The sequence below is a fragment of the Nocardia sp. NPDC050717 genome (assembly GCF_040654275.1).
Classification (GTDB): domain Bacteria; phylum Actinomycetota; class Actinomycetes; order Mycobacteriales; family Mycobacteriaceae; genus Nocardia.
Genome location: NZ_JBFAHR010000004.1, coordinates 276,501 through 294,010, shown reverse-complemented (window position 1 = coordinate 294,010; position 17,510 = coordinate 276,501). Strand labels below are relative to the sequence as shown.

Below are 17,510 nucleotides of genomic sequence, written 5' to 3'. Positions count from 1 at the left end.
GGTGGAACCGGCCCGCTCACCGAGTCTGCCCGGGTGGCAATCGGGCCGCAAACATCGTGCCCGGAATGTTGTGACCCTGCTCAGGGAAACACGGCCAGGGTTTCGCGCATGACCCGCTCGGCGACGGCCGAGTCGGCGGTCACCGCGACGGTCGGCACCCGGGGACCGAGCAGGGCGTCGGTCGGGCCGGGCGCCATGCGCGGGCCGACGATCACCGACAGCGCGGTGACCTCGGACTGCGTTCCGTCGAAGCGGTACACCTGCCGGGTGCCGACGGTGAAGGCCGGGGTGTCGTCGACGATCGAGCGTTCCTCGTTGTAGTCGTAGGTGACGACCGCGGAGTGCCCGTCGAGGGTGAGCCGGCAGGTGGTGACGCCCTGGTCGGCCACCGGCACGGTGATCCCGAGCAGCGGGGCGACGGCGCACGGATCGGCCCCGGTGACCACCGTCCGGTCCGAATCGGGGGAGCTGCCCTGCGCCGGTTCGGCGCGCCACGCGATCAGCGCGATCCGCATCAGCGCCTCCGCGGTCGCGCAGGCGTCCTCGGGCGCGCGCACGCTCATCGACAGATCGGCGCCGGAGATGAAGCGCGCCCACGCCTGACAGCTCCCACGCACCTGGGGATCGTCGGAGCCGGACGGCTCGTCGTGGAACAGCACCCGCACATCACCCATGGACCGCTCGCGCACCGGCAGGTCCATCGACGGTTCCCCGGAGAACATCACGCCGGTGCTCCAGGTCGCGTCGATCCCGGTGAGATGCCCCTCGACGCCGATGTTGAGCCTGCACTGCTGGGGATGCACGTTCTCGACATCCCTGACCTTGCCCAGCGTGCCCAGCCGCACCCGCGGCAGCAGCCCGCACACATCGAGTGCGCGCACCTTGCGCAAGACCCCCGCGCGGTCCTGGTCCGACACCGGCGCGGTGGACCAGAACCCACCTCGCGGCATGGAGTCGTCCACCGACTCGCCCTGGCAGGCGGCCAGCAGCAGGGCCGCCGCGATGAGCGGGAGTGTCCGTCGCACGGCGGGTCCTTTCGGATCAGGCCGCGGGGAACAGCGGCAGAAGCTGTCGCATCACGTCTTTCGCGACATCCTCGGTATCGGCGAAAACGTCGACCACCGGAACCACGTTACCGCCGAACCCGGTCGGGCCAGGCGGCAGCTCCGGACCGACGACGGCGACCAAGCTGGTGTCGCGCGCGTACACGGTCCGCCCGTCGATGTTCTGCTCGGTCTTGCTCAGGAACGCGCGCTCGAGCAGCTTGTACGAGATGACGACATCCGCGCCGCGATAGGTGAACCCGCAGCCGGTGATGGTCGGCACACCGAAGTCGCCGGTGCCGTCGAGGCGGGCCCGCACGGCACACGGGTCCGCGCCGTGCAGGGCCGTGCGCCGCGTATCGGGGGAAGTGCCCTGCGGTGGCGACGTCCAGCTCAGCTTGTCCACCGCTCCGTTCGACGCGAATGCGACCCGGCAGGAATCGGTTTGGTCGTTGTCGACCGTGCGTACCCTGCCGAGCGCGGCCAGCTCCGAGCGCGGGACCAGCGCACAGACATCGATCTGCCGGGACCGCGCGGCGACCTCGGCCTTCTGCTCGTCGGTCTGCGGAACGGTGTGCCACCAGTCCGTTGACACCGGCGGCAAGGCGGGCGGTTCGGCTGCGCGCGACGACTCGGCAGTTCCGCACCCGGCCATCACCACGGCCGCGGCGGCCAGAACGAGTTGTCGCGCAGGGGTTTTCCACCCGAAGCGTTGCCGTGTCGGCGACTGCTTGGTCTCGGCCCCCGGCCCGTGTGGCAGGGCCAGCGGTACAGCGGCTCGGGTGACATGGCGCGGCATGAGTGATCCCCCTGGACATTGCGGTCCGGTGGTGGACAGCGCGAGCCGCAGTTTGCCGGGTGCGCGAGGAGAAAGCAAAGGGCGGCGACGGACCGAGTGGCCGGCTTCACGCGGCAACGCGCCGGCGGGCGCATGTGGCGAATCTCTGGCGATGCGATGGTGGCGTGGCGGCGGTCGTGGCGCACAATAGGGGCCGCGTGTGTGGTGCGCCGGTGTGGTCGTCCTGGCCGGGTGCGCCACGCCGCAACACAAGCTGTTGTGCTTACTGGCGTTGTCACCCACTACGAGTAGTGTTCAGGTGAACGGGCTCGCGCACGGCGGCGGTGCGGGTAAACGGTCTGGCGGAAAGGTGTGGAGGCGGAATGAAGCTCATCGATCGGGTACATGCCATCAACTGGAATCGGGTGCCCGATGAGAAGGACGCCGAGGTCTGGGATCGCCTGACCGGCAACTTCTGGCTGCCGGAGAAGGTCCCGGTGTCCAACGACATCCCCTCCTGGAACACCCTGACCACCGACGAGAAGCAGCTCACCATGCGGGTCTTCACCGGCCTGACGCTGCTCGACACCATCCAGGGCACCGTCGGCGCGGTCTCGCTGATCCCCGACGCGCTCACCCCGCACGAGGAGGCGGTGTACACCAACATCGCGTTCATGGAGTCGGTGCACGCCAAGAGCTACAGCTCCATCTTCTCCACCCTGTGCTCCACCAAGGAGATCGACGAGGCGTTCCGCTGGTCGGAGGAGAACCGCAACCTGCAGCGCAAGGCCGAGATCGTCCTCTCGTACTACAACGGCGACGACCCGCTCAAGCGCAAGGTGGCCTCCACGCTGCTGGAGAGCTTCCTGTTCTACTCCGGCTTCTACCTGCCGATGCACTGGTCCTCGCGGGCCAAGCTCACCAACACCGCCGACATGATCCGGCTGATCATCCGCGACGAGGCCGTGCACGGGTACTACATCGGCTACAAGTACCAGAAGGGCCTCGAGCTGGTCACCCAGGCCGAGCGCGACGAGCTCAAGAACTACACCTTCGAGCTGCTGTTCGAGCTCTACGACAACGAGGTCGACTACACCCAGGACCTCTACGACGAGGTCGGCCTCACCGAGGACGTCAAGAAGTTCCTGCGCTACAACGCCAACAAGGCGCTGATGAACCTCGGCTACGAGGGCCTGTTCCCGAAGGACGAGTGCGAGGTGAACCCGGCCATCCTGTCGGCCCTGTCGCCCAACGCCGACGAGAACCACGACTTCTTCTCCGGCTCCGGCTCGAGCTACGTCATCGGCAAGGCGGTCAACACCGAGGACGAGGACTGGGAGTTCTGACCGAACCGGGACCGTGTCGACGGCGGCGCACCTGCCCGGGTGCGCCGCCGTCGCGCATCACGCGCGCTTGCGCCAGCGCAGGGGCGGCATGCCGTAGCGACGGTGGAAGGCGCGATTGAAGGCGGCCTCGGACTGATAGCCGACGGCGCCGGCGATGTGGCCGACCGGTTCGGTGGTCGAGCCGAGCAGGTGGGCGGCGTGTTCGAGGCGACGGTCGGTGACGTAGGCGCCGGGTGAGCGGCCGAGCAGCCGGGCGAAGCGTTCGGTGAACGCCGAGCGCGACAACCTGGCCAGCGCCGCGAGCTCGGCCACCGGCCACGCCCGGTCGGGGCTGTTGTGGATCGCGGTGAGAACCGGTCCGAGTGCGGGATCCAACGCCGCGGTGAGCCAACCGGGCGCGGTGTCGCCCTCGCCGGCCCAGGCGCGCAGGGCGTGCACGAACAACAGGTCGAGGATGCGCGAGATCATCACGCCCGCACCGGGTCTGGCGTCGGTGAGCTCGGCGACGAGTAGTCGCGAACTGAGCGTCAGCCAATCGCGTTCGGCGTCGGCGCGGATCACCACGGTCGCGGGCAGCACCGACAGCAGCGGCTCGGCGATCACCTCCTCCACCCGGAACGTGCCGGTGACCCAGCGCGGCGTGGCCGGATCCGGGAGTTCCTCGAGGCGGTGCAGAGTGTCGGCCGCGGTGAGTTCGCGTTCGACGGCGTCGCCCGATCCGATCACGTGGCGATCACCGCGCGCGAGCAGGACCATGTCGCCCTCGCGCAGCGCGATGACCGCACCGTCGACCCGGACGGCGAGCTCGCCGCGCTCGGCGATGTGGAGCAGCCGGATCCCGGCGGGGATCGCGATGGCGAACGGCGGCGCGGGGGCGCAGCGAACGAGCCGGTCGCCGCGCAGCCGTACGGCGTGCAGGATGTCCGAGAGCGCGTCGAGCTCTTTGCCGGGTGCCAGCGGGTCGGTCGCGGCCGGTTGTTCGGCAAACTTTTCCGGCCTTTCGGTCATGGTATTTGCCTCATCATCCAAATATCGTGGCTAGTGGCCGTCGTGTCAACGACGGTGAACCCGACCCGAGAGAAGGCATCTCATGGCTGTGAAGCCGACAATCGTTCTGGTGCACGGTTTCTGGGGCGGCGCCGCCCACTGGTCGAAGGTGATCGTCGAGTTGAACCGGCGTGGTTTCACCTCCGTGCGCGCGGTGGAGAATCCGCTCACCTCGCTCGCCGACGACGCCGAGCGGACGAGGAAAATGGTGGCTCAGGTCGACGGGCCGGTCGTGCTCGTCGGGCACTCCTACGGTGGCGCGGTGATCACCGAGGCCGGTGACCTGCCCAATGTCGTCGGTCTGGTCTATATCGCGGCCTTCGCGCCCGACGCGGGGGAGAGCCCCGGCGCGATCACCGAACAGCAGCCGCCCGCCGCGGTCGCCGCGATCGCCCCGGACTCGGACGGCTACCTGTGGATCGCGCAGGACAAGTTCCACGACAGCTTCTGCCAGGACCTGACCGCCGACGAGGCGCTGGTGATGGCGGTGACGCAGAAGGCTCCCCTCGGCTCGACCTTCGGCGACACGGTGAGCGCGCCCGCCTGGAAGGTGAAGCCCACCTGGTATCAGGTCTCGACCGAGGACCGGATGATCCACCCGGACAACGAGCGTCGAATGGCCGAGCGCATGAACCCGCGCAAGATCGTCGAACTCGCGGCGAGCCACGCCTCCCTGGCCTCGCAGCCCGGGCCGGTGGTCGACCTGATCGAGGAGGCGGTCGGCTCGGCCGGCTGAGCGCTGCGCCGCGGCGGCGGGTTGCCCATGGAAATCGGGCTTTTCGGAAGCGTGCGGTTGTCGGTCTAATCGGGGGATGACCGCGATCCGGCAGTTGGGCACGTTCGGTGAGCTCCTCGGTCGTGGTGGGGCGGGGGAGCGTGTCGCCGTGGTGGACGGTGGGCAAAGCTGGACCCACGGGGCGCTCGCCGACGCCTCGCACCGGCTCGCCCGCGAGCTGGTGGCGCGTGGGGCGGGGCCGGAGACGGTGGTGCTGGTGGCGGTGCCGCGGTCGGTGGAGCTGGTGCGCGCGGTGTGGGCCGTCGCGGCGAGCGGCGCCGCGGTCCTCCCGATCGACCTGCGGCAGCCGCCGAGCAGGCGCAGGCACCTGCTGGCCGAGGCGGGCGCCCGGATCGGCATCACCACCAGGGCCGTGCTGCCGGGGCTGCCGAGCTGGATCACCTGGATCGTGCTCGACGACGAGGACCTCCGGCGCCGATGCGCCGAGCACGATCCGGCGCCGCTCACCGATGCCGACCGCCTGGCCCCGATCCGGCTCGACCAGCTCGCGTACGTCCTCTACACCTCCGGCTCGACCGGCCCGCCGAAGGCCGTCGCGGTGACCCATCGCGGGCTCGGCACACTGCTCGCCGAGGTGTCGGCCGCCCTCGGACCGCTGGACGACGCGCGCGTCCTGCAGATCGCCTCGCCGGGTTTCGACCTCTTCGTCAACGAACTCCTGCTGGCCTTCGCGCACGGCGCGACGCTGGTGATCGTGCCGCCGGAGATCACCGCCGGCGGCGAACTCGACGAGCTCATCGCCGGACAGGCGGTGACGCACGCGATCATCACCCCCGCCGTGCTCGCGACCCTCGACCCGCGCAGGCACACCACGCTGCGCGGGCTGCTGGTCGGTGGTGACGCCTCGGATCCGGCGCTGGTCGCGCGGTGGGCGCCGGGCCGGACCTACGTGAACGGCTACGGCCCGACGGAGACGACGGTCTTCGTCACCGCCCGGCGCTTGGCCGCCGGTGAGCCGGTCGTGCTGGGCGGCGTGTTCGACGGCTGGACCCCATGGGTTCTCGACGAACGCCTGCGCCCGGTGCCCGCGGGCACGCCCGGCGAGCTGTACCTGTCGGGTCCGGGCGTGGCACGCGGCTACCGGCGCGCTCCGGGCGCGACGGCGGCGCGGTTCGTCGCCGGGCCGTCCGGCACACGGATGTACCGCACCGGCGACCTCGTCCGTTCGGATGCCGAGGGGAATCTGGAGTTCCTCGGCCGCACGGACTTTCAGCTCAAGGTCCTCGGCATCCGCTTGGAGCCCGGCGAGATCGATGCCGTGCTGACCGCACACGCCGACGTCCGTGCCGCGGTGACGACCGGCTGCCGCACTCCCGCGGGTGCGCTGGTTCCGGTGAGCTATGTGACCGCCGAATCGGGCCACGCGGTGGACATCCCCGGCCTGCTGGCCTTCGCCCGCGAGCGGCTCGCCGCGCACGCGGTGCCCGCGGCCGTGGTCGTGCTCGACGACTTGCCGCTGACCCCGGTCGGCAAGGTCGACCGGGCCGCCCTGCCCGCGCCCACTTTCGCCAAAGGCGCCGGCGCCGAGCCGTCCGATTCGGTCGAACGCCTGGTGAGCACGGTGATGGCCGGACTGCTCGGCACCCCGGTGGGCGCGCACGACGACTTCTTCGCTCTCGGCGGAAACTCGCTGCTCGCGGCACAACTCGGCGCGCGGCTCGGCGCCGCGACCGGGAAACAGGTCCCGGTGCGCGCCGTCTTCGACGCACCGACCGCGGCACTGCTGGCCGCGGCGATCCGCGAGCTCTCGCGGACGGCGCCGCGACCACCGGTGACCCGCCGCGAACGCCCGGACACCCTGCCGCTGGCGCCCGCCCAGCGGCGCCTGTGGGTGCTGAACCGGATCGACCACCGCTCGCCCGCGGACAACATCGCCCTGGCGGTGCGCGTGCGTGGCTCGCTGTCGGTCGCGGCGCTGCGGTCCGCGCTCGACGACGTGATCGATCGGCACGAGCCGCTGCGCACGCTGTATCCCGAGGTCGACGGCGTCGGTGTTCAGCGCGTGCTGCCGGTCGAAGCCGCGCGCGCCGCACTCGATCTGGTCGCCGTCGAACCCGCCGGGCTCGCCGCGGCGCTGAACGAATTCGGCGGCGCGGGTTTCGATCTCACGTCCGAGCTGCCGCTGCGGGCGCGGGTGTTCGCGGTCGGCCCGGACGAGCACGTGCTGGCCGTGATCGTCCATCACATCAGTGCCGACGGCTGGTCGCTCGGCCCGCTGGCGCGCGATCTGTTCCGCGCGTACGCGACCCGGCGCCACGGCGGCGCACCCGACTTCGAGCCGCTGCCGGTCACCTACGCCGATTACGCGCTGGCCCACCGTGACCGGCTGGCCGACCGGACCGGTGCGGCCGACCTGGACGGCCAGTTGCGGTACTGGCGGGCCAGGCTCGCCGGGCTCGCTCCCCGCATCGACCTCCCCGTCGACCGGCCCCTTCCGGCCGTGGCGTCGGGCACGGGCGCGGTGCTCACCGTCGAATTCGGTCCCGACCTCGCTACGACCCTGCGCCGGATCGCTTTGGGGCACGGCGCGACCCAGTTCATGGTGCTGCACGCGATCCTCGCCGTGGCGCTGTCGCGCTCGGGGGCCGGAAGCGACATCGCCATCGGCACCCCGGTGGCCGGTCGTGGCGGGGCGGAGCTGGACGAGCTGGTCGGCATGTTCGTGAACATGGTGGTGCTGCGCGCGACCGTCGACCCCGCCGACTCGTTCACCGGCGTGCTCACCCGCGTCCGCGACATCGACCTGGGCGCGCTCGCCAACGCGGACCTGCCGTTCGAACAGGTCGTCGAGGCGATCGATCCGCCGCGCACCCGCGCGTACCATCCGCTGTTCCAGGTGGTGCTCACCGCCGCCGCCCCCGTCGACACCACCGCCGCCGATCTGGTCGTCGAGCCTGTCGAATCCTCGCTCACGCCCGCGAAATTCGACCTCCAGCTGACGATGTCGGACCCCGCCGCCGACACCATCGCGCTGGCGATCACCTATGCGACCGACCTGTTCGACCGCGAGACGATCGAGCTGTTCGTCCACACCCTCGAGCGGATCGCCCGCGCGGTCGCCGCCGACCCCACCGCGACGGTCGGCGACATCGACCTGGCTGCTCCCGCCGCGTCCCCGGCCGCGAGTCGCCTCGACCACCGCACGCTGAACGACCTGTTCGACATCGCGGCACACCGGCACGCGTCCGCGGTGGCGGTCCGCGCCGGGGCGACCACGCTGACCTATCGGGAACTCGACGCGCGAAGCGCCGCCCTCGCCCGGCGGCTCGTCGCCGCGGGGGCCGGTCCGGAGCGCCGGGTGGTGATCCGCGTCGGCCGTGGTGCCGAGCTGATCGTGGCGATCCTCGCGGTGGTGCGCAGTGGCGCGGCCTATGTCCCCATCGACCCGGACGCGCCCCGCGAGCGGATCGACTATCTGTCGGCCGACGCGCGGCCGGTGTGTGTGATCGAGGACGGCCTGGTCGTGCGGCCGACGCGAGCGGGTGCCGGAGCCGATCGCGTCCGCGGTGGACAGGCCCGCGCGGAGAACCTCGCGTATGTCATCTACACCTCCGGGTCCACCGGCGCGCCGAAAGGTGTCGCGGTCGAGCATCGTCAGATCGTCGCGCTGCTCGAGCGGTCGCGGCGGGCACTGGCCACGCGCGCGAGCGATGTCTGGGCGCTGTTCCATTCGGCCGCTTTCGATTTCGCCGTGTGGGAGATGTGGGGTGCGCTCACCACCGGCGCCGCGCTGGTGGTGGTCGATCGGGATACCGCGCGCTCACCCGAGCGGCTGCGCGAGCTGCTGTGCCGGGAACAGGTTTCGGTGCTGGGGCAGACGCCGTCCGCCTTCGCCGGTCTGGACGAGGCGGACACGCGCGCGGCGGCGAACGAACGGGTCGCGCGGGGTCGCGGACGCGCCGATCAGGGCACACCGCGGGACGCCGGCCGTGTTCCGGAGGTCCGTGGCGAGCCGGAGTCCGCTTATAGCCGGACGACAGAGCACGGCCCGCTGAGCCTGCGCCGCATCGTGTTCGGTGGTGAGCCGCTGGATCCGCGCCGCCTCACCGCCTGGATCGACCGGCACGGGTCGGACGGACCCCGGTTGGTGAACATGTACGGCATCACCGAGACCACGGTCCATGTCACACATGCGCCGATCACCGACGCCGAACACCACCGGGCCGGCAGCCCGATCGGCCGGCCGCTCGACGGGCTGACCGTCCAGGTTCTCGACGACCGGCTGCATCCCGTGCCCACCGGTGTCGTCGGCGAAATCTATGTCGGCGGCGCCCAGGTCACCCGCGGCTACCTGCATCGGCCGGGCCTCACCGCCACCCGGTTCGTGGCTGACCCCCGTGCGGTGGGTGGCGTGCTGTATCGCTCGGGCGACCTGGGCCGCTGGACTCGCGCGGGCACCCTCGAGCATTTCGGTCGCGCGGACCGCCAGGTGAAGATTCGCGGCTACCGTATCGAGCCCGCCGAGATCGAAGTGGCACTGCTGAGGTGCGCCGGTGTCGCGGCGGCGGTGGTGGTCGTGCGTGACGATCCGGCGAAGGGACCGCAGCTGGTCGGCTACGTGGTGGCGGCCAGGGACGCGGAGATCACCGGCGCCGCCGTCCGGGCGCAATTGCGAAACACGCTGCCCGAGTACCAGATCCCGGCGGCCGTGATGGTGATCGACGCCCTGCCGCTGACAGCGAACGGGAAGCTCGCGCTCACCGCGCTGCCCGCCCCCGAGTTCGCTTCCGATCGCGCGTACCGGGCGCCCGAGGGCGCGATCGAGCGGACGATCGCGGCCGTGTTCGCCGAACTCCTCGGCGGCGACCGCGTCGGCGCCGACGACTCCTTCTTCGACCTCGGCGGCAACTCGATACTGGCGACCCGGGTGGTCGCCCGCCTCCGCTCGGAGCTGGCGGCCGAAGTCGCCCTCGCCTGGCTGTTCAGCGACCCGAGCCCGGCCGAACTGGCCCGCCGGGTCGCCGAGGGATCCGCGGAATCGGCGCTGGCGCCGGTGCTCACCCTGCGCGGACGTGGCCGCGGCGCGCCGCTGTTCTGCGTGCATCCGGTGGTCGGCCTGGCCTGGAGCTTCGCAGGTCTGTCCGCCGAATTGTCCTGCCCGATCTACGGCCTGCAGTCACCCGCCATCGCCGAGGACACCGCGCACCCCGAGTCGATCGAGGCCATGGCCGCCGACTACGTGACTAGGATCCGCGCCGTCCAGCCGCACGGACCGTACCGGCTGCTCGGCTGGTGCGTCGGCGGGGTGATCGCGCAGGCCATGGCCGTCCGGTTGCGGGAACTGGGGGAGCGGGTGGAGGTGCTGGCCATGCTGGACTCCTTCGTCGGCGACGTCGGCTACCGCAGCGAGGACCCGGTGACGGTGGGCGATCTGCTCGGCCAGTTCGGCACCGAACACGAACTCGCCACTCCCGTCACCGAATTCACGCCTGCCGACGCGGTCACCCTGGTGTCGAGCCTGCCCGGCCCGTTCGAGGAACTGACCGAGGAGCGGGTGCACCGGCTCTTCGCGGGCATCCTGCACACGCAGGTGATCGGCGCGGCCCACCGCCCCCGCGTCTACGACGGCGACCTGCTGTTCTTCACCGCCGACCGTGACGACCGCGGTGCCGGCAGGGTGGCCCCCGCCTGGCGCGACCACATTGCCGGGGACATCCGCGACGTGCCGGTCGACGCCACCCACTGGGACATCACCGGCCCCCGCGCGCTGGCCACGATCGGGCCCGCGCTGGCCGAGGCGCTCGACGGACGACCGCGTGGAACCCGCGCGCCGGCGGGCGATCGGCCGGCCGCCGACGCGGGCTGACGGTGGCGGCGACCCCTCGCCGCCGCCACCGGGTCAGCGCAGGGCCGCCAGTCCGCGCCGATCGATCTTGCCGGTCGGCGTGCGTGGCAGTTCGTCGACGAACACCACGTCGCGCGGCGCCTTGAACCGCGCCAGATGGGCCTTCACATAGGTGCGGACCGCGTCGGCGTCGAGGTCGTCGGCCCGGACCACGAAGGCGGCGAGGCGCTGTCCGAACTCCTCGTCGGCGACGCCGATCACCGCGGCCTCGGTGACGGCCGGATGCCGGTAGAGCAGATCCTCCACCTCGCCGGGGAAGACGTTCTCGCCGCCGGAGACGATCATGTCGTCGTCCCGACCGTCGATGAAAAGCCTGCCGCCGCTGTCGAAGTGGCCGAGATCGCCGGTGCTCATCAGCCCGCCGCGGATCTGCTTGGAGCCGCCGCCGGAATACCCGTGGAAGGCGATCGAGTTGCCGACGTGGACGGTCCCGACGCTCCCCAGTTCGGTGACCGGCGTGTCACCGTCGAAGAGCGCCACGGTGATCCCGACCGGTGCTCGACCGACGGTGCCCGGCGCGGCGATCCAGTCCTCGGGCGTGGCGATGGTGGCGGTGCCGGTCTCGGTGCAGCCGTAGAAGTTGTAGAGCACCGGGCCGAAGGTCTCGATCGCCCGCGTCCCCAGTGCGGACGGCAGCGCCGCACCCGCCGTGAACACGATGCGCAGGGAACTGGTGTCGGCGGCGTCGAGCCTCGCCCGCCCGAGATCGAGAATGCGCCGCAACATGGTCGGGACGAGCACGATCATCTCGGCGCGATGCTCGGCGAGCTGGGCCAGTGCCCGGGCCGCGTCGAACTTGCCGTGCAGCACGACGGTCGACCCGAGGTTCAGGGCGAGGATGAACTGGGACAGGGCGGTGCCGTGGAACAGCGGGGCGCACAGCAGCATCGTCTGCCCGCGGCGCAACGGCACCCGGTCGACGAATTGCGCACCGGCCAAGGGCGATTCGACCTGTCGCGGTGCGCCCTTCGGTGTGCCGGTCGTACCGCCGGTGAGCAGGACGAACCCGCCCTGCCGCGCCGGATCGGGTAACCGCGCGCCGCCCGATGGGGCCTTGGCGGCGCTGGGACCGAGCAGGGTGCTGTGGGTCTGCGGAGATAGGCTCGGATCGAGCAGGGTGATTCCCTTCGGCAGATCCGTCGCGAGCGCGGAGAGCGCCGGATCGAGCACGAGCGCGCCGACCTGTTCGCGGACCAGCACGTCACGCAATTGCGCCGCCCCGAAGCCGGTGTTGAGCAGAACCAGTTTGCTGCCGAGTTTGGCTGCGGCGGCGATGGTTTCGACGAGCGACAGGCCGTCGGGCGCGAGCACTCCGATCGTGTCCCGCGCCCGCAATCCGTCGCCGTGCCAGCGCGCGGCGATGGCGTCGGTGCGCCGGTCGAGTTCCCGGTAGCTCACCCGGATGTCGCCGTCGACGATGGCGACCCGGTCCGGCGCGCGGCGCGCCGAGGTCCGGATGCCGCCGGCGATCGGGCCCAGCGTGCGCATCGTGCGCGCGGTCCGGACGAGTTCGTCCGGCCGCCGGAGGTCGATCAGTCCGGCCCGCTGCATCACCGCGAGTTGCCGCAGGGAGGTCCGCGCGGCCCGCACCCGCCGCGCCCTCACCACGAAACACCCTGTCGGGCACGGGAACTGGTGCGGCTCAACATACCCGCGGCCCCGGATCCGCACCCGCGGTCACCGCGAGCAGCCAGGCGACGGTCCCCAGCTCGGGCACGATCTCGGCGCTGATGTGCTCCGACATCGGAACCCGGAACATCCGCATGTTCACCCCACGCGCGCAGTAACCCGCCGCGATCTGGTCGATGGCGAGTTCGGCGGGCAGCAGCTGATCGGTGGTCGAGTGCCACATGAGCAGCGGAATGTCGGGCGTGTTCTCGGGACGGCCGAAGCTCGCCGCCGAGAGCGCTTCGTGCGCCGCGGCCAGTGCGGCCTGCGGATCGGTCAGGTAGTCGACCACGGGACGGAGCAGCGTGGACGCGACAGTGGTGTAGAGACAACGGTTTTCGAGATCGGCCGCCACCTGCTTGCCCTCGGGTGTCAGGTAGGTCTGCAGGGCCTGGTCGAATTCGGGATACTCGCGAGCCAGGCCGAGCACCGCCAGCCAGCCGGTGAAATTGGCCTGCGGCTGCTGACCCGAGATGGCGAACGGGGCGATGGCGACCTTGTCGCCGGGAATGCCGCCCTGCGCGCTGCCCTTGATCTCGAGCTCGGGCGCGTAGTGACGGCGCTGTTCGGCCGCCGACGCCGAGGAATTGCCGCCGCCGGAGTAACCCCACAGGCCCACCGGTGACGCCTCGAGGCCGAGCCCGGCGCGCTTGGCAGCGCGGATGCCGTCGAGCACCATCCGGCCCTCGGCCGGGGACATGATCGTGTTGCGCTTCCCGTCGAAGTCCGTCACCGCCACCGCGGCACCCGCCGACAGGAACTGGCCGATCAGCGCGACTTCCTTCTGGATGCCCGCCCGCAGGGTGTACGAGGGATTGCACTGCTGGCCGAGGCTGTCGATTGCCTCCTGGTACGAGATGAGCGGTCGCGCACCGGGACCCAGCCACGGGATGCCCGGCACGAGCACGGTCGTCGCGGTGCTGAGGGGGGTGTCCTGCGCGTCGGTGCTGCGGAAGAGCAGCTGGGTGGTGTGCACGGGAACGGGGATGCCGAGCGCGTACGTCTGCACCACCCGGCTCCGGAGGACGTCGCCGTTGGCGCGGCTGTCGAGGTCGGCCGGATCGGCGTACCAGGGGTCGTTCTGGGGTGTGGGCAGCGGGACCACCGCCGGATACACCTGCGCCTCGTTCGGCAGCGGCGGGAGCTGGAAATCCTCGGCGGTGGCCGTCCCCGCGGCCAGCGCCAGCACGGCGGCGCTGAGCAGGGCGGTGGCGCCGAGGCGGGATCGGTGGGTGGCCGTGCAGCGTCGCATGGCATCTCCTTCGGTAGGTGATCCCGATTACAGCAGGTTCGCTTGTTTTGAACAAGAGGTCTTGTTCTTATTCGGTGATCTGTAGGCTGAGCTGCGTGACGTCGACCGACAAGAGTCCAGTGCGCTCCCGGCGCATCCAGGGACTGGACGCCGAACAGCGCCGCGCCCGCCGCCGCGAGCAGATCCTGGCCGCCGCGTTCGAGCTGATCGCCGCCGAGGGCTATGTCAACACCGCGATCGAGCAGATCTGCCAGACCGCGTTCGTCGGCAACAAGGCGTTCTACGAGCTGTTCGACAGCAAGGAAGACTGCTACCTGGCGCTGCTGCAGCAGCAGAGTGAACGCGCCCAGGGCCTGGTCGCCGCGGCGCTGGCCGACTCCTCCGGCGACCGCCGCGCCGTGGTGGCCGCCGTGATCGGCGCCTTCGCCCACTCGATGGTCGACGACCCGCGCGTGGCGAAGGTGACCTTCGGCGAGGCCAGCGGCATCTCGGCCAAGGTCGAACAGCAGCGCCGCGTCAACCGCCGCTGGGCCGCCCAATTCCTCGAAACCCTGTGGCGCGAATACGGATTCGTGCCCCCCGAGGGGGTCGGCATCGACCTGCACGCACTGGCCGTCGCCACCATCGGCGGGCTGTTCGAAACCGTCTCCGACTGGCTGCACACCGACGCGGGCACCGCGGGTGACATCGACGTCTTGATCAGGGACATGACCGCTTTCGCCGACACCGTGCACCTCGGTCTGAGCGCCACCCGCTAGACCACGATCGGTTGCCGATCAGCGGGGAGCGGCGCCGATGATCTGCTGGGTTTCGGCGGTTGCGCCGCACATGATCAGGATGATCCCCGGCGCCGCGAGCAGCCCCGTGTGCTGAGGACGGCGGCGGGGTCGGCGGCAAGTACGCTCCCGGGTTCGGTCACCTCTGCGGTGCGCAGGTCGTCGGGAGAGGTGAAGTGCACGTGACGAAGCGGATCGGTCCGGTGGTTCCAGTCCACCGAAACGATGTCGTCGACAACGGACACCTCCGGCACCTGCGGAGGCTCGGGTGCGGGTAGGTCGCGCTGGGCGATCGGAGTGCCGGTCTGTTGGTCGAGAGCGCGGACGGTGGTCGTCGCGGCGGATCCGGTGCCGCACAACATCACCTGGTAGACGGCCGTCGAGGTGATCGCGGTGGTCGACTGGCGCTTCGCGCAGCCGACGGGTACGCGCGGAGCGGACCACATCGTGCGCCCGGTCCGCGCGTCGTAGCGGATGAGCGCGCCGTCCTCGCGCCTGGTCAGCATCGGGAGTGGGACGTCGGACTCGGTCGCGCCCAGACCTGTCGACACGTCCCGACCGAAATCCGAAGTGGTCCACAGCAGCTCGCCGGTCGACGCGTCGAAAGCCTTCCAGCCCAGACCACTCCAGTAGCTGACCACGACGTTTTCGGGCCCGATCACCGCGAGCGACCGAAGGTCGAGGTGCACGCCCTTTTCGTGCGCGCCCGGACGACGGTGGTGCCAGCGTGGTGTCCCCGTGACGCCGTCGTAAGCCGTGATGCCCGTGTCGGTTCCGACGAGGAACCCGGGTCCGCCCGCCACCACGGTGGCCGAGCTGGGCAGATCGAGGCGGAACTGCTCGGTCCCCAGCCGACTCGGAAGGGGCGCCGCTGCCGCGGGTGGTGCGGTGTGCTGGTCGATGAACCGGCTGTCGTCCCCGGCGCGCACGGCGACACCCGTCGCGATCGCGCAGACCAGGACACCGATCATCGCCATCGTGGCGCCGGAACGTCGTGACAGCGCACCGCGTACCGGCGGAGAGAACGACGCGCCGAGGACGAGGACCGTGCCGGCGACGGTCAATATCCACGCCGCGACCGCTACCGGCAGCTGGGGAAACCGGGCGTAGTGCTCGAAGGTGCGTACCACGGAATCGCGGATGTCGAGCTTGATGCTGAGGACGAACTCGGCGACGACGATGAGGTGCATCGCGACGGTCGGCAGGTTGCCGAATCCGGCGGCTTGCAGCGACCGCGACCAGCGCAGCGCGCTCGCGAGCGCCAGCAACGTCGCCACGCCGAGCGCGGTGGCGAAGACCCCGAGGTCGTGCGCGATGCCGCCGGAGACGCGCGTCTCGGTGTCGACCGGGTTCCCCGCCGCGAAGAAGAGACTGTGCAGCCCCAGCGCGATGCCGCCGGTCAGCAATACGACACCGAGAATCGCGGCGGCCGTCAGTGGACGCGAATAGTCCCGTAGCCGTGGCAAAGACGCAGCGCTGGTTTCCATCGTTTCCTCCCCCACGAGGGCGCGCGATCCCGTTCGCCGCCCGCTCAGAGAATAGCGTTCGTGTCGGCGGACGGATCGATCAGCGGGAGCGGCAGGCCCGGACCGGCGAGGAGAGCTGTGCCGCTCAGCTGCCGGCGTCCAGGCGAGGATTCGCGCGGCAGTTGGTGTGGAGGTAGCGGGCGTGGCCGTCGGTGAAGTCGTAGACGGCGACGGTCTGGGTGTCCTCGGTCGGGTCGGTCGGTGGCATCAGGAAGTGGGTCTCGGTCACAGGGAGCAGGTCGTAACGGAGGCAGTCGGGACGATGGAGCAATTCGGCCCGCATCGGGTCGAGAACCATTGTCAGATAAAGGTTTCCGTTCTCAGCGGATATCTCGTAGCGGGCGTCGGGGCCGCCGTAGACGCCCTCGTACCGGGCGGGATCGAGGCGCAGCGAAGGGTCGGGGGTGGGCAGGTCGGGCATGATGAGTCCGAGCGCCCACTCGTGCCCGATCAGGTACGGATCCGGCACGGGCACATGGGAATTCATCATCTCCCGCAGGGTCGCGGCCGAGACGACGCGCTTCCCGTTCGGCGCCAGACCTCCGCCGAGTAATGCTTGGGCCAGCGCGAGCACCTCACCGATGGTGGAGGTGATGTTCCCGCCGGGGCCGAAGGCGCGCGGCAGGTGGTCGATCGGGGTGACGAAGGGCCCCTCCGCCGGCGCGCGGAGCAGATGGCCGGTGGCGGCCCTGGTCCGGTCCACCTGCTCGTGCCAGGTGTTCGTGCTGGTCAGGCCCATGGGATCGAAGAGCCGGTCGCGCATGACGGTGTCCCAGGGTTTGCCGTCGAGCACCTCCAGGATGCGGGCGAGCACGGCATAGCCCACCGCCGCGCTGTAGCCGTGGGTGTGACCGAGCGGGAACACCTGTCGCGCGCCGGCGAGGTCGGCGACGAGGCGCTGGTAGACGTCGTCGTCCTCGCCGGGGTCGCCGTAGGTCTCCTCGATCCCGTTGGTGTGGTGGAGCAGGTGGCGGGCGGTGAGTTCGGCACTCGTGTGGGGATCGGCGACCGTGAAGTCGGGCAGGTAGGTTCGCACGGGGGCGTCGAGGTCGGCGCGGCCCTCGTCGACGAGCTGCAGGAACGTCAGCGCGGTCCAGGTCTTGGTCATCGACCCGATTTGGTAGACGGTGTCCGTGGTCGCGGGTTCACGCGTGTCCACATTCCTGACACCGACAGCGAATTCGGCGCGCTCACCGTCGCGCAGCACACCGACCGCCGCGCTCGGGATGCCGTACTCCGCGAGCAGTTCGGTGATCCTGGCCCTGGTCCGCGCCAGGTCGAGCGTCATCGCGGGAGCCCGACCGCGTTCGCGGCGTCGGCTTCGAAGTACGCCGTCGTCGCGTAGGCGCCCGCGTGTGCCTCGACGAACTCACGGACATCCTCGATCGAGTCGCCTCCGATTCCGAGTATTTCCTGATGAGGAAAAGCTACGT

11 protein-coding genes are annotated in these 17,510 nt (G+C 70.7%); 4 read left to right on the top strand and 7 right to left on the bottom strand.

Going from position 1 to position 17,510, the window contains the following annotated elements:
- Nucleotides 1–80: 80 nt before the first annotated feature.
- Nucleotides 81–1,025, bottom strand: coding sequence for a hypothetical protein (locus tag AB0H56_RS11885; protein WP_357160899.1), 945 nt, complete (start codon nt 1,023–1,025; stop codon nt 81–83).
- A gap of 16 nt (nt 1,026–1,041) precedes the next feature.
- A complete protein-coding gene (locus tag AB0H56_RS11880; RefSeq protein ID WP_357160896.1) occupies nt 1,042–2,124 on the bottom strand; it encodes a hypothetical protein in 1,083 nt (360 codons plus the stop codon).
- An 80-nt stretch (nt 2,125–2,204) separates the two neighbouring features.
- Here AB0H56_RS11880 and nrdF point away from each other — a divergent pair, with 80 nt between their 5' ends.
- Nucleotides 2,205–3,167, top strand: coding sequence for a class 1b ribonucleoside-diphosphate reductase subunit beta (gene nrdF, locus AB0H56_RS11875; RefSeq protein ID WP_280307919.1), 963 nt, complete (start codon nt 2,205–2,207; stop codon nt 3,165–3,167).
- 57 nt (nt 3,168–3,224) lie between these two features.
- Here nrdF and AB0H56_RS11870 read toward each other — a convergent pair whose 3' ends face one another.
- Complete coding sequence (locus AB0H56_RS11870) at nt 3,225–4,175, bottom strand: AraC family transcriptional regulator (RefSeq protein WP_357160892.1); 951 nt, start codon at nt 4,173–4,175, stop codon at nt 3,225–3,227.
- 82 nt (nt 4,176–4,257) lie between these two features.
- Here AB0H56_RS11870 and AB0H56_RS11865 point away from each other — a divergent pair, with 82 nt between their 5' ends.
- Together AB0H56_RS11865 and AB0H56_RS11860 are read left to right on the top strand one after the other, a co-directional pair.
- On the top strand, nt 4,258–4,950 hold the full coding sequence (locus tag AB0H56_RS11865) for an alpha/beta hydrolase (protein ID WP_357160889.1): 693 nt from the start codon (nt 4,258–4,260) through the stop codon (nt 4,948–4,950).
- Nucleotides 4,951–5,026: 76 nt separating this feature from the next.
- Nucleotides 5,027–10,816, top strand: coding sequence for an amino acid adenylation domain-containing protein (locus tag AB0H56_RS11860; RefSeq protein WP_357160886.1), 5,790 nt, complete (start codon nt 5,027–5,029; stop codon nt 10,814–10,816).
- A gap of 33 nt (nt 10,817–10,849) precedes the next feature.
- On the opposite strand, the gene AB0H56_RS11855 is transcribed toward AB0H56_RS11860, so the two are convergent.
- Both AB0H56_RS11855 and AB0H56_RS11850 read right to left on the bottom strand, forming a co-directional pair.
- The gene (locus AB0H56_RS11855) at nt 10,850–12,406 is read right to left on the bottom strand and encodes an AMP-binding protein (RefSeq protein ID WP_357161263.1); all 1,557 of its coding nucleotides are present in this window, start codon (nt 12,404–12,406) and stop codon (nt 10,850–10,852) included.
- Nucleotides 12,407–12,497: 91 nt separating this feature from the next.
- Nucleotides 12,498–13,775 carry a lipase family protein gene (locus AB0H56_RS11850; protein WP_357160883.1) on the bottom strand — a complete coding sequence of 426 codons (1,278 nt, stop codon included), beginning with the start codon at nt 13,773–13,775 and terminating at the stop codon, nt 12,498–12,500.
- 95 nt (nt 13,776–13,870) lie between these two features.
- On the opposite strand from AB0H56_RS11850, the gene AB0H56_RS11845 reads away from it, so the two are divergent.
- On the top strand, nt 13,871–14,533 hold the full coding sequence (locus tag AB0H56_RS11845) for a TetR/AcrR family transcriptional regulator (RefSeq protein ID WP_357160879.1): 663 nt from the start codon (nt 13,871–13,873) through the stop codon (nt 14,531–14,533).
- A gap of 74 nt (nt 14,534–14,607) precedes the next feature.
- Here AB0H56_RS11845 and AB0H56_RS11840 read toward each other — a convergent pair whose 3' ends face one another.
- Both AB0H56_RS11840 and AB0H56_RS11835 read right to left on the bottom strand, forming a co-directional pair.
- Complete coding sequence (locus AB0H56_RS11840) at nt 14,608–16,038, bottom strand: PQQ-binding-like beta-propeller repeat protein (RefSeq protein ID WP_357160876.1); 1,431 nt, start codon at nt 16,036–16,038, stop codon at nt 14,608–14,610.
- A 124-nt stretch (nt 16,039–16,162) separates the two neighbouring features.
- Nucleotides 16,163–17,365, bottom strand: coding sequence for a serine hydrolase domain-containing protein (locus AB0H56_RS11835; protein ID WP_357160873.1), 1,203 nt, complete (start codon nt 17,363–17,365; stop codon nt 16,163–16,165).
- Between the last annotated feature and the right edge of the window lie 145 nt (nt 17,366–17,510).